17 protein-coding genes and 1 pseudogene are annotated in these 19,954 nt (G+C 54.3%); 12 read left to right on the forward strand and 6 right to left on the reverse strand.

Annotated elements, in window-relative coordinates; translation table 11 throughout:
* Positions 1-125 precede the first annotated feature (125 nt).
* The 9 genes and pseudogenes from BJF95_RS23020 (at position 126) to BJF95_RS23060 (ending at position 10,355) form a co-directional block, all read left to right on the forward strand.
* Entirely contained in the window at positions 126-938 is an 813-nt protein-coding gene (locus BJF95_RS23020; protein ID WP_075641835.1) for a DeoR/GlpR family DNA-binding transcription regulator, read from the forward strand.
* A gap of 117 nt (positions 939-1,055) precedes the next feature.
* Positions 1,056-1,988: pseudogene (gene rhaS / locus BJF95_RS23025) on the forward strand (rhamnose ABC transporter substrate-binding protein); the annotation flags it as partial.
* 75 nt (positions 1,989-2,063) lie between these two features.
* A complete protein-coding gene (locus tag BJF95_RS23030) occupies positions 2,064-3,599 on the forward strand; it encodes a sugar ABC transporter ATP-binding protein (RefSeq protein WP_075641837.1) in 1,536 nt (511 codons plus the stop codon).
* Positions 3,600-3,608: 9 nt separating this feature from the next.
* The gene (locus tag BJF95_RS23035; RefSeq protein ID WP_075641838.1) at positions 3,609-4,610 is read left to right on the forward strand and encodes an ABC transporter permease; all 1,002 of its coding nucleotides are present in this window, start codon (positions 3,609-3,611) and stop codon (positions 4,608-4,610) included.
* A complete protein-coding gene (locus BJF95_RS23040) occupies positions 4,607-5,638 on the forward strand; it encodes an ABC transporter permease (RefSeq protein WP_175577314.1) in 1,032 nt (343 codons plus the stop codon). Before BJF95_RS23035 ends, BJF95_RS23040 begins: the two co-directional genes overlap by 4 nt.
* 1 nt (position 5,639) lies before the next feature.
* Positions 5,640-5,963: an L-rhamnose mutarotase gene (rhaM, locus tag BJF95_RS23045; RefSeq protein ID WP_075641839.1), complete on the forward strand. Its 324-nt coding sequence runs from the start codon at positions 5,640-5,642 to the stop codon at positions 5,961-5,963.
* Positions 5,960-7,372 (forward strand): FGGY-family carbohydrate kinase, encoded by a 1,413-nt coding sequence (locus BJF95_RS23050; RefSeq protein WP_075641840.1) that lies wholly within the window; start codon positions 5,960-5,962, stop codon positions 7,370-7,372. Before rhaM ends, BJF95_RS23050 begins: the two co-directional genes overlap by 4 nt.
* Before the next feature lie 99 nt (positions 7,373-7,471).
* A complete protein-coding gene (locus BJF95_RS23055) occupies positions 7,472-8,323 on the forward strand; it encodes a fumarylacetoacetate hydrolase family protein (protein ID WP_075641841.1) in 852 nt (283 codons plus the stop codon).
* Positions 8,324-8,540: 217 nt separating this feature from the next.
* On the forward strand, positions 8,541-10,355 hold the full coding sequence (locus BJF95_RS23060; protein ID WP_075641842.1) for a bifunctional diguanylate cyclase/phosphodiesterase: 1,815 nt from the start codon (positions 8,541-8,543) through the stop codon (positions 10,353-10,355).
* A 33-nt stretch (positions 10,356-10,388) separates the two neighbouring features.
* On the opposite strand, the gene BJF95_RS23065 is transcribed toward BJF95_RS23060, so the two are convergent.
* From BJF95_RS23065 to BJF95_RS23085, 5 genes are read right to left on the reverse strand one after another with little or no spacing between them, the layout of a single operon-like run.
* Positions 10,389-11,138: an aspartate/glutamate racemase family protein gene (locus tag BJF95_RS23065; RefSeq protein ID WP_075641843.1), complete on the reverse strand. Its 750-nt coding sequence runs from the start codon at positions 11,136-11,138 to the stop codon at positions 10,389-10,391.
* 11 nt (positions 11,139-11,149) lie between these two features.
* A complete protein-coding gene (locus BJF95_RS23070) occupies positions 11,150-11,968 on the reverse strand; it encodes an ABC transporter permease (protein WP_075641844.1) in 819 nt (272 codons plus the stop codon).
* 3 nt (positions 11,969-11,971) lie between these two features.
* Positions 11,972-12,877 (reverse strand): ABC transporter permease, encoded by a 906-nt coding sequence (locus BJF95_RS23075; RefSeq protein WP_075641845.1) that lies wholly within the window; start codon positions 12,875-12,877, stop codon positions 11,972-11,974.
* A gap of 60 nt (positions 12,878-12,937) precedes the next feature.
* A complete protein-coding gene (locus tag BJF95_RS23080; RefSeq protein ID WP_075641846.1) occupies positions 12,938-14,227 on the reverse strand; it encodes an ABC transporter substrate-binding protein in 1,290 nt (429 codons plus the stop codon).
* Between the two features lie 40 nt (positions 14,228-14,267).
* On the reverse strand, positions 14,268-15,344 hold the full coding sequence (locus BJF95_RS23085) for an ABC transporter ATP-binding protein (RefSeq protein ID WP_075641847.1): 1,077 nt from the start codon (positions 15,342-15,344) through the stop codon (positions 14,268-14,270).
* A 262-nt stretch (positions 15,345-15,606) separates the two neighbouring features.
* Between BJF95_RS23085 and BJF95_RS23090 the strand changes: the two genes are divergently transcribed.
* The gene (locus BJF95_RS23090; RefSeq protein ID WP_075641848.1) at positions 15,607-16,317 is read left to right on the forward strand and encodes a GntR family transcriptional regulator; all 711 of its coding nucleotides are present in this window, start codon (positions 15,607-15,609) and stop codon (positions 16,315-16,317) included.
* 284 nt (positions 16,318-16,601) lie between these two features.
* Here BJF95_RS23090 and BJF95_RS24165 read toward each other — a convergent pair whose 3' ends face one another.
* On the reverse strand, positions 16,602-16,793 hold the full coding sequence (locus BJF95_RS24165) for a hypothetical protein (protein ID WP_175577315.1): 192 nt from the start codon (positions 16,791-16,793) through the stop codon (positions 16,602-16,604).
* Positions 16,794-16,838: 45 nt separating this feature from the next.
* Here BJF95_RS24165 and BJF95_RS23100 point away from each other — a divergent pair, with 45 nt between their 5' ends.
* Both BJF95_RS23100 and BJF95_RS23105 read left to right on the forward strand, forming a co-directional pair.
* Positions 16,839-17,495 (forward strand): ABC transporter ATP-binding protein, encoded by a 657-nt coding sequence (locus BJF95_RS23100; protein ID WP_083638954.1) that lies wholly within the window; start codon positions 16,839-16,841, stop codon positions 17,493-17,495.
* Positions 17,495-19,903: an ABC transporter permease gene (locus BJF95_RS23105; protein ID WP_075641851.1), complete on the forward strand. Its 2,409-nt coding sequence runs from the start codon at positions 17,495-17,497 to the stop codon at positions 19,901-19,903. The genes BJF95_RS23100 and BJF95_RS23105 overlap by 1 nt, the downstream gene beginning before the upstream one ends.
* Positions 19,904-19,954 lie beyond the last annotated feature (51 nt).

Raw genomic sequence — 19,954 nt, forward strand, 5'->3', positions numbered from 1 at the left:
GTTTGAGAGGTTGTCAATCAAAAACGATCATAAATTTGCATTGTGCGCCGCAATATAATTTATTTTGATCGTTTGTGATTGACGACGTAAAGAGTTTATGAATAAATCGCTTCCAGGAGGACGCCATGCACGAACGTGAACGCCATCGCATCATCATCAGCGCTGTTCAGGAAAAGCCTGTTGTAACAGTGCAGGATATTGCCGAATTGACAGAGGCGTCCGAGGCAACAATTCGCCGTGACATTGCGTCTTTGCATGTTCAGGGTAAAGTGAGGCGGGTGCGTGGTGGCGCAGAAGCACTGCATCCGCCCCAGCAGGGCAATTTGGCGGCACGGCCGTTCAAAGTGTCAGAAACGCTCAACAATGACAAGAAACGCGCAATCGCGCGGGCCGCTGTCGATTTGTGTGAGGAGGGTTCCTCGATCATCATCAACGGTGGCACGACGACCTTTCAGATGGTGCATTTCATGTCCGCGCGGCGCCTTCAGGTGATGACCAATTCGTTTGCGATTGCCGAACATCTGGTGAAGCACTCAAAATGCAATGTGAATGTGCCGGGCGGTGCGATTTATCGTGACCAGAGCCTCATTCTGTCACCCTTTGAGAATGATGCGATCCGCAATTTTTATGCGCAGCGCATGTTTATCGGTGCGCAAGGCATCAATGCGCTTGGCGTGATGGAGCCGGATGCTTTGGTTATTCAAAGTGAGCAGCGTTTGATGCGGCAGGCGGAGGAATTGATTGTCATGGTCGATTCCACCAAGTTTTCGCGCCGCTCCAGCATGATTCTCTGCCCGCTCGACAATGTTTCGACCATTATCACCGATGATGGCGTGTCGGATGAGGCGGCGGCCATGGTGGAGGCGGCCGGAATTAAGCTTTTGACGGTGAAGGTTTCGGCCTCAACGGAAAAGGAGAATACCCCTTCGGTCGCCTGAGGAGCGATGCGATCGTTTGGGGGTAACGATCAATTAACACTGGGAGGAAGAACTGTGAAATTATCCAGAAGACTGTTTGGCGCAGCCGCCATTGCTTTTGTTGCAACAGCAGGCGTATCGCATGCGGCCGATATGAAGATTGCCATTGTGGTGAAGTCCTTGGGCAACGGCTTCTTTGAAGCCGCCAACAAGGGCGCAGAAGAGGCCGCAAAGGAGCTGGGCGGCGTCAAGATTATTTACACTGGCCCAACCACGACAACGGCAGAAGGCCAGATTGAGGTGATTAACTCCCTCATCGCCCAAGGCGTTGATGCCATTGCCATTTCCGCCAATGATCCCGACGCGGTTGTTCCGGCTCTGAAAAAGGCAGCGCAGCGCGGCATCAAGGTCATTTCCTGGGATTCGGGCGTTGCGCCTGCAGGTCGCATCATGCACCTCAATCCATCGTCCAATGAGCTGATTGGCAAGATGTGCCTGAAACTGGCCGCCGATCATCTGCCAGACGGCAAGGGTGATTTCGCCATTTTGTCAGCCACCACCACATCCACCAACCAGAACATCTGGATTGGCGAGATGAAAAAGCAACTGAAGGATTTTCCCGGCCTGAAATTGACCACCACCGTCTATGGTGATGATTTGGCTGATAAAAGCTACCGCGAAGCGCAAGGCATCATGACCTCTCATCCTGATGTGAAGGTCATTGTGGCTCCAACCACCGTTGGCGTGCTGGCCGCGTCGCAGGCCGTGAAAGATGCCGGCAAGATCGGCAAGGTCTATGTCACGGGTCTTGGTCTGCCCTCAGAGATGGCGGGTGCCATCAAGTCTGGCGCCACCAAGGAATTTGCCATCTGGAACCCGATTGATCTGGGCTATTCCGCAACCCAGATTGCCTATCATCTGGTCAAAGGCGATGCCACCGGCAAGCCCGGCACCGAAATTCCAACGGGTCGTATGGGTAAGATCAAGATTGATGACAAGGGCGAAGCCGCCATGGCCGATCCCTTCATCTATGACGCCAAGAACATCGATCAGTTCTCCAAAATTTTCTGATCCTCCCAGATCTTATGTCATCAATCCCGGCAGCAGGTGCTGCCGGGAAACCTCGATTTGTGTCTGGTGAAACCAATGATGAGTGTTCAAACCCAAGCGCTTGATGCGACGGCTTTGCCGGTCACGCCGCCAGTTTTGGAAATGCGGGGCATTTCCCAGATATTCCCCGGTGTGAAAGCGCTCGATAGCGTCAATATCGCGCTCTACCCCGGCCAGGTGACGGCTTTGATTGGTGAAAATGGTGCTGGCAAGTCGACGCTGGTGAAGATTTTGACCGGAATCTATCGCCCGAACGAGGGTGAGATCATCATCGACGGTGCGCCGGTGCATTTTGCCAATGCGCAAGCTGCCATTGATGTGGGTGTTACGGCGATCCATCAGGAAACCGTGCTGTTTGATGAGCTGAGCGTTGCCGAAAACATCTTTATTGGCCATGCGCCCAAAACCCGGTTTGGCTTTATTGATTGGGTCAGCATCAATGCGCGCGCAGGCCAACTCATGGCCCGGTTGGAAAGTAATATTGATCCGACAATAAAGCTCAAGGATCTGTCGATTGCCCAGCGCCATCTGGTGGCCATTGCCCGCGCGCTTTCTGTCGACGCCCGCATTGTGATTATGGACGAGCCAACTGCGGCGCTGTCGCGTAAAGAGATTGATGATCTCTTTCGTATCGTTGAAGGCCTGAAGCGCGAAGGCAAAGCCATTTTGTTCATCAGCCACAAGTTTGATGAAGTCTATGAGATTGCCGAGAACTTTGCTGTTTTTCGCGATGGTAAAATGGTGGGCGCTGGCAAGCTGGAAGACACACCGCAAAACGAAATCGTGCGGCTTATGGTCGGTCGCGATGTGCATGATGCCTTTCCCAAGATCCAGGTGGATATTGGCGCGCCGGTGCTGAGCGTCGAGCGCTATTGTCATGAAACCGAGTTTCGCGATATTTCGTTTGATCTGCGCAAAGGCGAAATCCTGGGCGTCTATGGGCTCATAGGTGCGGGCCGCTCTGAATTATGTCAATCATTGTTTGGCATCACGCGCCCAGCCTCTGGCCGGTTAAGTCTGGAGGGCAGGGCGCTCACCATCCGCTCGACGTCCGATGCCATTGCGGCTGGCATTGTTTACGTGCCGGAAGAGCGCGGTCGCCACGGTTTAGCGCTGCAAATGCCGATATATCAGAATATGTCGCTGCCATCTCTGGCCCGCACGTCCGTGCGCGGTTTTCTCAACGCGATCAATGAGTTTGCCTTGGCGCGGCAATATGCCGAGCGGCTGGATTTGCGCGCTGCCGCCCTCTCTGTACCGGTTGGCACGCTATCGGGCGGCAACCAGCAAAAAGTGGTGATTGGCAAATGGCTGGCCACGCAGCCGAAAGTCATCATTCTAGATGAACCCACAAAAGGCATCGATATCGGCTCCAAAGCGGCGGTGCATGGCTTTATTTCCGAGCTTGCCGCCCAAGGCCTTTCCATCATCATGATCTCGTCGGAACTGCCGGAAATATTGGGCATGTCAGACCGGGTGATGGTGATGCGCGAAGGCTTGCAGGAGGGGATTTTTGACCGGGACGGGCTGACGCCTGAGATATTGGTGCGCGCCGCCACCGGCAATGCATAAGGGGTGAGAATGAAAAGCCTTTTGAAACATCGAGAGATCGCGCTTGGCCTGATTGTTGTGCTGCTGATTGGCGGGTTCGCCACCAGAGCGTCAGGATTTGCCGAGCCCGCTAATCTCGCCAAAATCTTCAATGATACCGCCATTTTGATTATTTTGGCTCTGGCCCAGATGGTGGTGATCCTCACCAAATCCATTGATCTTTCAGTCGCCGCCAATCTGGCGCTGACCGGCATGGCGGTTGCCATGGTCAACGCGGCTTTTCCCGGCGCTCCGCTTGTGTTTTTGATTGTGCTGGCCGTGGTGTGTGGGGCAGCGCTTGGTGCCATTAATGGCTATCTGGTATGGCTGTTGCAAATCCCGCCGATTGTGGTGACACTGGGCACATTGACGATTTATCGCGGCATGGCCTTTGTGCTGTCGGGTGGTGCCTGGGTCAATGCCTATCAGATGACGCCGGACTTTCTGAACTTTCCGAGATATTCTGTGTTGGGTCTGCCCATTCTGTCATGGATTGCGATTAGCGTGGTGCTTGCGATGTGGTTTGTGCTGACCCGCACCAGCTTTGGTCGTGCCACTTATGCGGCAGGCGGCAATGCCGTGGCATCGGTTTATGCTGGCATTAATATTGGTCGCACGCAATTTTTTGCCTTCATGCTATCCGGCGGCATGGCCGGATTGTGTGGCTATCTCTGGGTGTCGCGCTACGCGGTTGCCTATGTGGATGTGGCCAATGGGTTTGAGCTCGACAGCGTTGCGGCTTGCGTGATTGGCGGCATCTCGATTGCAGGTGGCATTGGCACGGTTGCTGGCACTGTTCTCGGTGCTCTGTTTTTGGGCGTGATTAAAAACGCCCTGCCCGTGATTGGTATTTCGCCCTTTGCGCAAATGTCGATTTCGGGCATCGTGATCGTATTGGCCGTGGTGTTTAACGCGCGCTCCGAGCGCAAAAAAGGCCGCATCATCCTGAGAGATCGCGCAGCAGGTGGCAAAGCCGGGGAGATTGCAGCATGACCAAGGCAAGCTCAATGACCAAGACATGCTCAGATCAGGCAATCTCAAAGCGCAGCATTCCAGACCGCTTAGGCACCCCCTTGCGCCGCCTTATGGGGCGTTGGGAAGTTCTGCTGTTTGGCGTGGCAATCTTGATTTTTATCGCCAATTCGCTGGCGTCGCCCTATTTTCTTAATATCTGGAATCTCTCTGACGCAACCTTCAATTTCACTGAAAAAGCCATGATTGCTTTTGCCATGGCCTTATTGGTGATTGCTGGTGAAATTGATCTTTCTGTCGCAGCCATTATTGCCATTGCCTCAACCGCCATGGGTGCGGCTGCCCAAATGGGCATCGGCACGCCGGGGCTAGTCGCGATTGGTATTGGTGTCGGGCTTGCGTGCGGCGTATTTAACGGTGCTTTGGTGGCAGGGCTGAAACTGCCGTCGATTGTTGTCACCATTGGCACCATGAGCCTGTTTCGCGGCATTTCCTATCTGGTGCTGGGCGATAAAGCCTATGGCAATTACCCCGAAAGTTTTGCGTATTTCGGTCAGGGTTATGTTCTTGGCCCTCTGTCTTTCGAATTGATGTTGTTCTTTGTGGTTGCGGCAGCGATTGCCATTTTGCTGCACGCCACCAACTTTGGACGTCAGGTCTTTGTGATCGGCAACAATCCCTTGGCGGCCCGGTTTTCCGGCATTCCGGTCGAGCGGGTAAAATTCATTCTCTTTGTGCTGACGGGGTTAATGAGTGGCATTGCAGCGGTCTGCCTCACATCGCGGCTCGGCTCTACCCGGCCATCCATTGCGCAAGGCTGGGAGCTTGAAGCCGTGACTATGGTGGTGTTGGGAGGTGTCTCTATTCTGGGCGGATCTGGCACCATCGGCGGCGTGGTCATTGCGGCTTTTGTGATGGGATTGGTCACCTTTGGTCTTGGGCTTTTGAATGTGCCGGGCATCGTGATGTCGATCTTTATCGGCCTGTTGCTCATCATCACCATTGCATTACCCATCATTGGTCGTCGCATGCGCGATATGAGGAATTGATATGTCTTTGAACGAAAAATACGCCTTCAAAATGCAACTTCATCCCGGCATGGAGGCAGAATACCGCAAGCGCCATGATGAGATCTGGCCGGAATTGGTCGCTTTGCTGCGAGATGCGGGTGTGAGCGATTACTCCATCCACCTCGATGCTGATACCAATACACTGTTTGGGATATTAACCCGCAGCGCCGATCATGGAATGGCCGAATTGCCAGATCATCCAGTGATGAAGCGTTGGTGGGCGCATATGGCGGATATCATGGCCAGCAATCCGGACAATTCTCCCGTTTCTGTCGAACTCCAGCCCGTTTTTTATATGCCATGACCGCACAATACCAACGCCCACGATACAAACGCATTGCCGTGATTGATATTGGTAAAACCAATGCCAAGGTTGTGGTCATTGATGCTGTAAGCGGTAGCGAGTTGGCAGGCCAGCGAACGGCCAATACGGTGATCACGGATGGGCCGTACCCCCATTTTGATACGGAGCGGCTTTGGTTTTTTATAATCGATGCGCTCCGACAGCTTGCGCAAACGCCGGGCTTTGACGCGATCTCGATCACCACGCACGGCGCTTGTGCCGCTTTGTTGAACGGGGAAGGCGGGTTAGCGCTGCCGGTGCTGGATTATGAGCATCCCTATTCTGACGATGTTCAAAAGGCCTATCAGGCACTCAGGCCCGATTTTAATGAAACCTGTTCACCTTTATTGCCCTGCGGGCTTAATCTCGGTGCGCAGTTGCATTATCAAAAAGCAGTATTTGCCAGCGAGTTTGCAAAGGTCAAAACAATTCTGACCTATCCGCAATATTGGGCATTTCGACTGACCGGGGTGGCCGCCAATGAAGTGACCTCGCTTGGGTGTCACACCGATCTTTGGAATCCTGCTAGCCGGCAGTATTCTCAATTGGTTGAAAAACTTGGGCTTTTGGAAAAAATGGCTCCGGTTCGCGCAGCCTTTGACGTGCTGGGGCCGCTCAAGCGCGAGATCGCTGACCAATTGGGACTGAAAGAACCGGTTTCGGTCTATTGTGGCATTCACGACAGCAATGCCTCTCTTCTCCCACAATTGATGCGTCGTAAAGCGCCATTTTCAGTCGTGTCAACGGGCACCTGGATCATCAGTTTTGCCGTCGGTTGTAAAACCGAAGCACTCGATCCGCGCCGCGATACGCTGGCCAATGTTGATGTCTTTGGCAAACCGGTTCCTTCGGCGCGTTACATGGGAGGGCGCGAATTTGAGATTTTGACAAAGGGGCTCTCGGAGCCCGCCGACGACTGTTTGGATGTGGCAGTGAACGAAGTGATTGCCAATGACGTGATGCTCTTGCCGAATGTTGTTGCCGGTTCCGGGCCATTTCCGAGACAGACCACGCGCTGGATCAATGAGCCAGCGGATAGTGCCCAGCGATATGTCGCCATCTTGCTTTATGTGGCGCTGATGACGGCAAGCTCCCTTGCAATCGTCGACGCTGACGGACCTATTGTTGTTGAAGGCCCATTTGCAAAAAACCGGATCTATTTGCGGGCTCTGGCTTCTATCACGGGTCGCAATGTGCATGTGGGGCAGGGCGGCACCCCGACAGGAACGGCGGAGGGGGCTGCCTTGTTGACCGGCATATCGGTGCCTGAGGTGCATGATACGATAATTCCAGCCGGTTTGATTGACACCCTGCGCTACCAGCAGGACTTTCTTGAGCGCGTTGGAAACAGCGCTCATTTTGCACGCTGACGTGATAGCGCCCGAAAGGATAGGGCTTGGTTTGTTGGGTGGCGGTTGATAGAAATCTTGAGCCGATTTGCCTTCACTATCCATTTGGGAGAATTTTCTATGAAATTTGTCAGTTTCACCCGCCTCGGGCGCGCAGGCTTTGGCGCATTGGTTGAGGGCGGTATTGTCGATCTGACCGGGCGGTTGAGCTATGATTGCCTGACATTGAAGCAAGCAATTCTCGACGATCTTTTGGAAATCGCTGGCGATTATGTGCAAGATCGCAGGCCGGAGCTTGCACTCTCCGACGTGGCTCTGGTGCCCGTCATTCCAGACCCTGCTAAAATTTTGTGCATTGGCGTGAATTATGTCGCGCATCGTGAGGAAACCAAACGTCCAGAGGTTGGTTATCCAACGGTGTTTACCCGTTTTGCCGACACCCAGATTGGTCACGGCCAACCAATGGTGAAGCCAGCGCGCTCGAACAGTCTTGATTTCGAGGCCGAACTGGCGGTGGTGATAGGGCGTGGCGGTCGCAATATCGCTGAAGAGGATGCACTCGACCACATCGCTGGTTATTCCTGCTATCACGATGGTTCTGTTCGAGATTGGCAGCGCCACACATCACAATTTGTGCCGGGCAAAAACTACCCCGCAACGGCAGGCTTTGGTCCGGCGCTTGTGACACCAGATGAAGTGGGTGATTACCGCACGCTTTCCATCACTGGACGTTTGAACGGTGAGGTGGTCCAGCAGGCAACGCTTGATGATCTGATTTTCCCGATCCCGCAGCTGATTGCCTATCTCTCGGCTTTCACGGCGCTTTCCGCAGGCGACGTGATCGTCACCGGCACACCCGGCGGTGTTGGTGAGCGGCGCGAACCGCCGCTGTTTATGAAGGCGGGCGATGTGTTTGAGGTGGATATTCCAGGTGTTGGCCTGTTGCGCAATCCGGTTGTTGCAGAGATGTGAGCACAGCAGAGCACGGGTCAAGAATGACATCTTGACCCGTGGCATCAGTGAGAAGCAACGTTGATCGCCTCATGGTTGTTTTTGCGCCGTCGCGTCGATTCCCGCGCAAGGAGTTTTTTACCCTAAAATTAGATGGGTCTTTAATCGCGTTATTTGTAATGCCTCTTTAATACGATATGTCTAACGTAATCTCTTCGAAGATTGGGCGGGACGACGCATGCTGACGGCATTTCAGAACATGATTTTGGAGAAAATCGCGAAGGGCGACGTGCTTGTCGACATTCTCAACTGCCTCTGTCGTGCTGTTGAGGACATGGTACCGGACATTGTCATCTCAGTCTTGTCGCTTGATGATGAGCTTTGTCTACATCACCTGGCGGGCCCTTCTATTGCGCCCTCCTATGCTGACGCCATTGATGGTTTAAAAATTGGGGAAGGTGTCGGCTCGTGTGGCACCGCCGCATTCCGCGCAAGTCCTGTCCTGGTTGAGAGCATTGCGACGCATCCTTTCTGGAGTGCATTTAAGCATCTGGCTTTGCCTTTGGGTTTCAGAGCGTGTTGGTCAACCCCGATTATCTCGGATGATAAGGTTCTCGGCACTTTCGCCTTTTATTTTTTCAGAGAGCGCGGGCCGAGTGATTTCGAGCGGCAGATTGTTGCGGCTTGCGTTCATCTTTGTGCAATCGGAATGGACCGGGAACTCCGATCCGTTGAGCGCCGCCGTATTGCCCAGACGGATTCTTTGACCGGCTTGCCCAATCGGTCGCGATTTAATGACATCATTGCGCTCGAAGATGCTTCAAAAAGGCATTGGGGCCTGTTGCTGATGGATCTGGATGATCTCAAGCTCGTCAATGACACTTTCGGGCATCTGGCTGGAGACGATTTGATCGCATCAGTTGGCCGCAGGCTCCAAAGCCTTTGCGGCCCTGATAGTGCTTTTCGTTTGGGGGGAGACGAGTTCGCCGTCATTGTTCGCGGTGATGAGTGCGTGGATCTCGGATTTTTCGCCAGCCATATACTCGATTGTTTAAAGGCTCCGTGTTTGTGCGTCGGGCAGACCATTTATCCATCGGCCACGATTGGCGGGGCTGTCGCCGTTGTGGGGGAGAGCATCGCAGAAATCCGTCAAAATGCCGATTTTGCACTCTATGAAGCCAAAGATCGGGCACGGGGAAAATTCATCGAATATTCGCGCAATTCCGGTTCGCGGTTTGCGCGCCGTTTTGGAGCTTTTCAACAATTGGCGGATGGCCTGCGTGAAGGGCGTGTTGATGTGCACTACCAGCCGATTGTTGATTTGCGGACCGGGCATATTCTCGGATTGGAGGCCCTATGTCGCCTGACCAATCGAAATGGTGAGGTTATTTCTGCGTCTCACTTTCACGAAGCCACGCGGGATGCAAACCTCGCAGCGGAATTAACACGGCAAATATTGAGGATTATTGCCACAGATGCGCGGCGCTGGATGGATCTTGGGCTCGATTTTGGTCGGGTCGGGTTGAATGTGTCAGCAGGTGATTTTCTCGATGGTCAACTCTCGGAGAATATTGTCGGTGTTCTTGAAACGGCAGGCGTGCCAACCAACAAGATCGTGATTGAGCTGACAGAATCGATTTACATTGGTCGTCATGAGCAATCGGTCGTTGGGCAAATCGCAAAATTGCGCAAAGCCGGAATGGAAGTTGCGCTTGACGATTTTGGCACCGGATTTGCCTCGCTCACCCACCTTGTCACGATACCATTGGACATCATCAAAATCGACCGATTGTTTGTGGAGCGTATGATCGTCGACAGATCAGCATCGGTGATTGTTGAGGCTTTGCTGTCAATTTCGGAAAAATTGAACTTCAAAGTCATCGCAGAGGGTATTGAGACACGAGAACAGTGTGATTTTCTCTCCGGTTTGGGCTGTGTGCGCGGCCAGGGCTTTTTGTTTTCAAAAGCGGTGGACCGCGAGCAGGCAACCCTGCTGTTGCGACGACAGGCGGAAAAGACCGCAATCGTACCTATGCTCCGGTTTGCGCTTTAGAGTTTGTCTGCTTCAATTTGAACCTGACAGACCTTACGCGCTGATCGCCATCGCATCGGGCTGAAAACCGGCTAGCAGCCCACTATAGGGCTTATGCACGGGGCTCGCATAGGCATTGGATTTGCCTGTGGTCAGGCCAAGGGCGATCAATGCCTCAGCCTGTTTCACCGCTGCCGCGACCCCGTCAATCACCGGAACCTGAAATTCTTTCGCGAAAGCGTCGACCAAATCGGCCATGCCTGCGCAGCCCAGAATGATTGCGTCTGAACGGTCCTCGCGTAGGGCTGTGGCAATCTCTGCTCTGAGGCGCGTGCGTGCATTTGAGGTTGGATCTTCCAACGACAAGACGGGAATATCTGCCGCGCGCACGGTGCAGCGATTGGCAGCACCGTAGCGTTGAACAAGGTGTTCTATGGGCAGGCGAGAGCGTTCCATGGTCGTCACGATCGAAAATCGCTGGGCAATAAAACCGGCCGTCGCCACAGCAGCTTCGCACAGGCCGATCACGGGCATGTTGGCCATAGCGCGCGCAGCATCCAGGCCGGTGTCATCAAAACAGGCGATAATGGTGGCCTGTGCGCCTTCCATCGCGCCCGATGCTATTTCCTGCAAAAGGCCTGGAACCGCCAAGGCCTCATCATAATAGCCCTCAATCGAGGCCGGTCCCATTTTTGAGGTGCGGGGCAGAATTTCAGTGCCTTTTGCGGCAACTCTGCGGGCGGCATCCGCTGCGGTGGCCGTCATGCTGGCGGTTGTGTTCGGGTTGACCAAAAGAATGCGCATAAAATGTCCAATCAGGCCGCGCCGCGGTTTTTGTTGAGACGTCGGATCAGGAAAAGCGTGAACAGGATGACGAGGAAGGAAAACACGGTTGTCACAGTGCCCAACGCATAGAGCACGGGTGTCGTGACATTGGTGGTCATGCCGTAGATCTCCAGCGGCAGGGTGTTGAATGTGCCGGCTGCCATCAAGGTTCTGGCAAATTCGTCATAGGAGAGCGAGAAGCCAAACAAACCAACGCCAATCAGGCTTGGCGCAATCATCGGCAAAAGCACGTAGCGAAAGGTCTGCCAGGATGATGCGCCCAGATCGCGTGCGGCCTCTTCATAGGCAGGCGAGAAGCGGTTGAACACGGCGAACATGATCATCACACCAAAGGGCAGAGTCCAGGTGAGATGCGCGCCGAATGCCGATGTGTACCAGCTTGGCTGCAACCCGAGCTGTTGAAACACCACGCCAATGCCGAGCGATATAATGATGGAAGGCACAACGAGACTGGCAATTGCCAGATAGAACAGCGCCGTTGCGCCGAAAAACTTGCGGCGGAAGGCGAGGCCCGCCAGCAACGACACCACAACCGTCACCACCATCACCATCAGGCCGAGGGTGAGTGAGCGTTGGAACGCGCCGCCGAAATCACCCACGGCTTGCGTCTCAAACAGGTTTGCAAACCAGTGAAGCGAAACGCCGTTGAGCGGAAAGGTCAGTCCGCCATTTTCGCCCTGAAAAGACAGGATGACGATGGCAGAGAGCGGACCATAGAGAAAGAGTACAAACAGGGCAAAGAAGCCTGCAAGGAAGTAGAATTCGCGGCTGCGTTTTTCGCGTCCCATCGCTCATAGCTCCTTTCGAATATCAACAATGCGCAAAATTCCGGCAACCATCAGCAAAACAAGGATCAACAGGATCACGGCATTGGCAGCAGCGGCGGGATATTGCAGCAGAGACATCTGGTTTTTCATAATCAGGGCCACGGATGCGCTTTGGCCGCCGGACATCACTTGAACCGTCGAAAAATCCGCCATTACCAATGTCACGACAAAAATCGTTCCAATCGCCATGCCGGGCTTGGCCAGCGGCAAGATGACATTGGTGAGAATTTGCCAGCTGGAGGCACCGGCATCGCGCGCAGCCTCCACCAGTGATTTATCAATGCGCATCAGCGTGTTGAAAATCGGTGTGACCATGAAAAGCGTGTAGAGATGCACCATGGCCAACACGACAGCAAAGTCGGAATACAGCAGCCATTCCAGCGGCTGCGGAATAATGCCACTGCCCACGAGAGCTTGATTAACCAGACCATTGCGTCCCAGAACCGGTATCCACGAAATCATGCGAATGACATTGGAGGTTAAGAACGGCACCGTGCAGACCAAAAACAACACGCTTTGCATGGCCGCGGTGCGAATGTGAAAGGCCAAAAAATAGGCAATCCAGAAACCAATAACCAGTGTGATGGCCCATACGATAAAAGCAAAGCGCAATGTGTTGAGATAGGTCTTCCAGGTCACCCACGATCCCAGCGTTTCGCTATAATTGAAGGTGACAAAGCCCGGATACATCTGGGCAAAGTCATAATCCCAAAAGCTGACAACCGCGATCATCAAAATTGGCAAAAGTAAAAAGCAGCCGAGAATAAGGGCCAAAGGGGCCGCTTGCAGATAAGCGGGCAACCATGCGGGCAAGCGCAAAGTGCGCTTTTGCCTTGGCGCGCCAACCCCTAGAAATCTCACTGTCGTCATCGCTTTTGTCCTTCGGAGCGCGGTCAATGCCCCCGCCGATAAAGCGGGGGCAAATTCGGATCAGGCCGCCATGAATTCGTTCCAACGGCGAACCATGTAGCGGTCCTCGTCCATCACAGAGTTCCAGCAGGCAACCTTGCCCATGCGGTCTTCAAACGAGCCACCATCGCGCACGGCACCGGCTTTTTCCATGACCTTGCCTTCTGGAGACAGGATGTCGCCCTGCGCGGGCTTGCCTTCGATCCAATAACCCCATTCGTCAGCGGTCATGAAGTTCTTGGCGGTGTCCATGCAGGCCGAGTAATAGCCCTGACGATTGAGGTAGCCACCCACCCAGCCAGAGGTGTACCAGTTGATGTATTCGTAAGCCGCGTCGAGCTGCGCACCCTTGAGGTGCGATGCAAGGCCAAGACCGCCACCCCAGGCGCGATAGCCTTCCTTCAACGGCTGATATTTGCAGGCAATGCCCTTGCCGCGAACAGCGGCAACAGCAGGCGACCACATGGATTGGATCACCACTTCGCCCGATGCCATCAGGTTGACGCTCTCGTCAAAGCTTTTCCAGAAAGCGCGGAACTGGCCATCGCTCTTGGCCTTGATCATGAAGTCGATGGTCTTGTCGATCTCGGCCTTGGTCATATTGCCCTTGTCGGCATATTTGATCTTGCCCATGGCTTCCATAATCATCGCGGCATCCATGATGCCGATGGATGGAATGTTCAGAATGGCGGCCTTGCCCTTGAATGCTGGGTCCATAATGTCGGCCCAGCTGGTGATTTCACGGCCAACCAGATCAGGGCGAATGCCGAGCGTGTCGGCATTATAGATCGTGGGCACCATCGTCATCCATTGGGTTGGTGCCTTGGCAAATGTTTTTGCACCGGGCTTTTCAACAAAACCAACAGTGTGTGGGGCTGTGCCTTGGGCAATGACGCTGTCCGGCTTCAATTTGCCGTCGATGAAGAGTGGAACGATCTTGTCGTAATATTTCAGTTTTTTCACGTCCATTGGCTGCAAGACGCCAGCGGGAAACACCTTCTTGGCAATCCAGTATTCAATGTCGGCGATGTCGTAAGAGTTTGGCTGGGTCACGGCACGCTGGGCTGCTGCGTCGGAATCCGTTGCCGTCATTTCCAGTGTAATGCCGAGATCGGCTTTGCACTTTTCAGCAATGGCGTTGATGTTTGAAACGCCGGTACCGAATTGGCGAAGAGTGACTTTTGTCTGCGCCCAAATGGTTGGGAAACCCGTAATAATGCCCGAGCCGGCGGCAAGACCGGCAGCGGCAGCACCGGTTTTCAGCAAGGCGCGGCGGCTTACGCCCGATTTGGTGTTTTTGGTATCAGTCACGAAAGTTCTCCTCTGGTTTTTTCTTTGGGTTTGACTGCGTTCAATTGCCAAGAACAATCGCGTCAGCGCTGTTCCAGCAAAGCGAAACTGCCTCGCCGACCTTCACCGGATTGGCGAAATAGGCGGCATCGGACAGAATGGCGGTAAAATCTTCAACGCCTGCGCCGCTGAGCATGAGCTTGACCGTGGCACCGCGATATTCAACGTTGGTCACCGAGCCTGTGAAGCCGAGGCCGGGGGTGTCGCTCTGGCCGATGCGGACCCGATCGGTGCGAATGGCTATGTCGACAGGCGTGTTCAACTCGGCCACGCCGGTGGCCACAAAATCGCCGCCAGCTGCCACGGAGATTGTTGCGCTCTTTTCCGAAACCTGTGTTGCACGGCCGGAAATGACGTTGTGATCTCCCATGAAGCGGGCGACAAAAGCGGTGGCGGGGGCTTCAAACAGGGTGCGCGGCGGTGCAGCTTGCTCAATCCGGCCATTGTTCATCACCACAATCAGGTCTGCCAACGCCATGGCTTCTTCCTGACTGTGGGTTACGTGCACAAAGGTGATGCCAAGCGAGGTTTGCAGTTTTTTCAATTCTGCCCGCATGCGGATTTTCAAGAATGGATCAAGTGCCGAGAGGGGCTCGTCGAGCAGCAAGGCTTCTGGATCGGTAATCAAGGCGCGTGCCAGTGCCACACGCTGCTGCTGGCCACCGGACAATTGGGCGGGTTTGCGACTGGCATAGGCTTCCAGCTGCATCAAGATCAGCATGTCCATGGCTTTTGCCTGCCGCGTCGCCTTGTCCACACCCTTCATTTTCAGGCTGAAAGCGACGTTTTCAATCAAATCCAAGTGCGGAAACAACGCATAGGACTGAAACATCATGGCCGTGCCGCGCGCGGCAGGGGGGAGGTCCGTGATATTGGTGTTGCCCAGCAAAATATCGCCGCTGCTGACGCTTTCATGACCGGCGATCATCCGCAAGGTTGACGTCTTGCCGCAACCGGATGGGCCAAGCAGGCAGCAATAGGTGCCAGCGGCCACTTTGAGGCTGATATTGTCCACGGCAGTGGTGCTACCGTAGATTTTTGAAACGGCTGCAATGTCGATGGCGGCGGCTTTTTTCATGCGGTAATCCCCTATGTCCGCACATGATGAAGCATGTGGCGTGCCAGATTGATGACAATCTCCTAGCGCACTGATATGATTGGTGATTTTTTTGAGACCGACCGCGCCCCGCAATAAGATGAGCCGCATTGCGCAAATTATTGGCGATTGTTTTGTGAATATGGCAAAATTGTATGCAATATCATTTTACAGTGTCGGCAATTGAGGCGTTGTGGATTTTACACGCTGATGTAAGATGTGAATTCGCAGTACGGATCATGTTATGCCCCTGGAAGAAAAAATCCCTTTGACTGAGACAAATGCCGAAGATCGCGCCGTTATCATCCGCGAATCCTTGCGAAATGCCATCATTGATCGTCGTTTGACGCCTGGTACCAAATTATCGGAGGCCGAAGTTGGCGAGTTGTTTGGTGTGAGCAGAACAGTGGTGCGCAGCGCGTTGCAGATGCTTACCTTCGAAGGCTTGATAAATGCAGAACGAAACAGGGGTGCTTTTGTATCCAATCCATCGCCGGATGAGGCGCGGCAGGTGTTTGCTTCGCGCCGTTTGATCGAGCCGGGCATTATGGCGGCGGCGGTTGCCCGCTTGACCGACGAGGATATGGTGGCGTTTCGCAAGCAATTGGAAGAGGAATCGCTCCATTTGCACCAGAGGGGGCCATCTGCGCGGCGTGCGGAAATAAAGGCGTCAGGCGATTTTCACCTGCTTCTGGCCAAAGTGGCAGGCAACGTGATCCTGCAAAAATTTATGGATGAATTGGTGGCGCGCTCGTCGCTGGTGATTGCGCTCTATGGTGGCTCTGGTGCGTCCAGTTGTGGCCACAGCGAGCATGAGGCAATTTTACAGGCAATGGCACAGCGCGATGCAGAGCGTGCAAGTGCGCTCATGCTGCATCACATTGACCATATTGAAGCCGATTTGGATTTGCGTGTGCGCGACGGTCTGGCGTTGAAAGATGCGCTGGATTTGTGAGCCATCACGTTTCTGTCGTTAGTATAACTTTATCCTTCCGCTCATACCTTAAGCTCCGGGTAAATGGTTTAGAGTTTGTCAGGGAAAAGTGGAGTCCGGTTTTCCCGAATAGACAAACGAAAACAAGGGAATCTAGTGTCTGTCTGGTTCAATTTGAACCTGAAAGACACTCGGGGCGACTTATGACAGAAAAACGCAAAATTTCGAGGCACAGGACACTGAAAGCAGCACGGATCGTGCTGAAAGGTGGCAGTTCCACCATGAACTGTACGGTCAAAAATCTCTCAGATGCAGGTGCCAAACTTTTTGGCGACAACTTTCTGGATATTCCAGATGATTTTGATTTGTTGATGGATGGCTTCGAAAAGCGCCATTGCGTGGTGCGGTGGCGCAAGTTGAAAGAGATCGGGATCGAGTTCGTTTAAATTGCGCCATCCCACGGTTTCAAAAGGAGCAGGGCTGTTCGCTGGCACCATTGAGCGTTATCTCTCGTTTCAACACAATCGAAGCGGATAAAATTGATGGTGCTGCTGCTGGATACGGTGAAAAAGACCTACCCGACCTCCGAAGGGCCGCTTGCCGTTCTCAACGGGGTCAGCCTTATGTTGGGGGTGGGCGAGACCATGGCGCTGACCGGTGAATCCGGGAGTGGCAAAAGCACTCTGCTGCATCTGGCCGGAGGGTTGGATGGTGCCGATTCTGGCAAGGTCGTGGTAGACAGCCAGGATATTTCAGCACTTGACGAGGCCGGACGGGCAAAGCTGCGACGCAGCAGCGTTGGTTTGATTTTTCAGCAGTTCAATCTGATCCCCTCGCTTGATGTGGCGCATAATCTCGGTTTTCATGCCCGTTTAGCTGGGCGATTTGATCCGGTGTGGCAGGCGGAGCTTATTGAGCGCCTCGGTCTTTCCGCGCTTTTGAAGCGCTATCCGGAGCAATTGTCGGGCGGCCAGCAACAGCGGGTGGCCATTGGCCGCACGCTTGCGGTTCGGCCAAAGCTGGTGTTGGCCGATGAGCCAACCGGCAATCTTGACGAGGCAACCGGCGATGCCGTGATGGCATTGATGCTGTCTCTGGTGCAGGCAACAGGTGCTGCTCTTTTGATGGTGACGCATTCGCCAAGATTGGCGGCTTTGCTGGATCGGCAGGTGCACTTACGCGCCGGACTGGTTGCGTGATGTATCGCACCGCATTTTCCGCTCTGTTATCCCATTGGCGCAGAAAGCCGCTGCAACTGGCGATGTTGTTGCTTGGCCTGTCGCTTGCGACGGCGCTGTGGTCCGGGGTTCAAGCCATCAATGCCGAGGCGCGGGCATCTTATTCCCGTGCCGCCGCCATGCTTGGCCAAAACCGCCTGTTTGAAATTGCCAATCGTGATGGCAGCGCCATTGCGGTGCAGACTTACGTGAACATGCGCTTAGCCGGATGGCTGGTGTCGCCGGTGTTGGAGGGAGATATCCGCGCGGGCAGCCTTCGTCTGCATGTGATTGGCATTGATCCGCTCACTTTGCCGCAGGTGGCGCAGCCCGTCGATTTGCGCGGGGGCAGTGATATAGCGCAATTTCTCGTGGCCCCTGGCCAATGGGTGGTGTCGAAAGCGACAGCCGATGCCTTGCAAGGTCATGAAACCCCACCACTCACCGTGGTAAAAGATCTGCCCTTTGCCACTGTTTTCACCGATATTGGCAGGGCGACGGCGCTTTTAGGTCAAGGTGAGCATATCAGCCGTCTGGTGGTTGCGCCGCAGCAGAGCCTCCAACAGGCTGACCTTGCCAAAATATCCACCAAGTTGCAGCTGAAAGCGCCCGATGGCGAAGGTGATCTGGCGCGACTGACCGATAGCTTTCACCTTAATCTCACCGCCTTTGGCTTGCTGTCCTTTGTGGTGGGTCTGTTTATCGTTTACGCCTCCGTGCGCTTGGCGTTTGAACAGCGACGCGCAACCTTTCGCACTTTGCGCTCGCTCGGCCTCTCAGCGCGGGCACTGTTGCTTTTACTTTTTTCTGAACTTTTGGTGTTTGCGTTGATAGCAGGCATTGCGGGCGTTGCATTGGGCTATCTGGTGGCGTCCGTGCTGCTGCCCGATGTGGCGATAACCTTGCGCGGCCTTTATGGGGCTGACATTCCGGGCACCCTTGCCTTTCGCCCCCAATGGTGGGCAACGGGCATTGGCATTGCCGTGTTTGGCACCATGGCTTCTGCCGGGCAAAGCCTTTGGCAGGTATGGCGCATGCCACTTTTGGCGGCGTCCAATCCGCGGGCCTGGGCCATGGCGTCAGAAGGGGCGTGGCGTTTTCAGGTGGCGGGCACCGTTGCGCTGTTTCTCGCAACAGCGATTTTGATGCAGATTGGCCATGGTTTGGTGGCCGGTTTTGCAACACTTGGCACGCTTTTACTTGCCTCTGCACTGGCGTTGCCAGCGCTCTTGGTGCCCTTGCTGAAACTGCTGCAAAGCATGGCAAGAACCCCTGTGATGCAATGGTTTTTTGCTGATACCCGCCAGCAATTGCCGGGCTTGTCACTCGCGCTCATGGCTTTGCTGCTGGCATTGGCCACCAATGTCGGGGTTGGTACGATGGTGTCCAGCTTTCGGCTGACCTTCGTGGGTTGGCTTGATCAGCGCTTGGCAGCCGAACTGTACGTGACAGCACGCAGTGATGCCGAGGTGCCGCGTCTTTATGCGTGGCTGGAAACAAAGGCGGATGCTGTCTTGCCCATCTGGAGCGCGCAAGGCCGTGTGCTGGGCAAAAATATCGATATTCATGGCGTTGTGGATGATGAGACCTATCGCAAACACTGGCCGATCATTGCGGCATCGCCGAACCTTTGGGATCGCCTTGCAAAAGGCGAGGGTGTCTTGCTCAATGAGCAGATGATGCGCCGAGAGCATTTGCGGCCGGGTGATGCGCTGACCATGCCGGGTGATTGGCGCACACAGGTGTTGGGCGTTTATTCCGATTACGGTAATCCCAATGAAGAGGTGATTGTCTCCCAAAAAGATCTCGTCAAACGCTTTTCTGATCTGTCGCGGCTGCGGTTTGGCGTGCGGATTGCGCCTGAAAAACGTGATGCCATGCGGCAGGCCTTGAAAGATGAATTTGGCTTTGGCAATCAAAATGTCGTGGATCAGGCTTCTATCAAAAAGCGGTCTTTGGAGATTTTCGAAAAGACGTTTGCAGTGACGGCGGCGTTGAACGTGCTGACGCTCGGGGTGGCAGGGCTTGCCATGTTTGCCAGTTTGATGACGCTTTCAAGCATGCGGATCGCCCAGATTGCACCGCTTTGGGCCATGGGTCTGACCCGCCAAAAGCTCTTGACGCTTGAGCTTTGCCGCACGCTGGCACTGGCGCTGTTCACCATGGTGGCAGCCCTGCCGACCGGGCTGGCACTGGCGTGGGTGCTGTTGGCGGTGGTCAATGTTGAGGCGTTTGGCTGGCGCTTGCCGATGTATGTATTTCCAATGCAGTGGGTTTCTCTGGGTTGTCTTGCGATTGTGGCTGCTTTTTTTGCGGCTCTCTTGCCTTTGCTGGCAATCGCGCGTCTCAAACCGTCTGATCTGTTGAAAGTCTTTGCCAATGAACGATAATGTGAAACGTGTTGTGTGGCTTTGGCTCTGGTGGTTTTTGTGCGGCAGCCT

The organism is Rhizobium oryziradicis (assembly GCF_001939045.1).
Lineage (GTDB): Bacteria > Pseudomonadota > Alphaproteobacteria > Rhizobiales > Rhizobiaceae > Allorhizobium > Allorhizobium oryziradicis.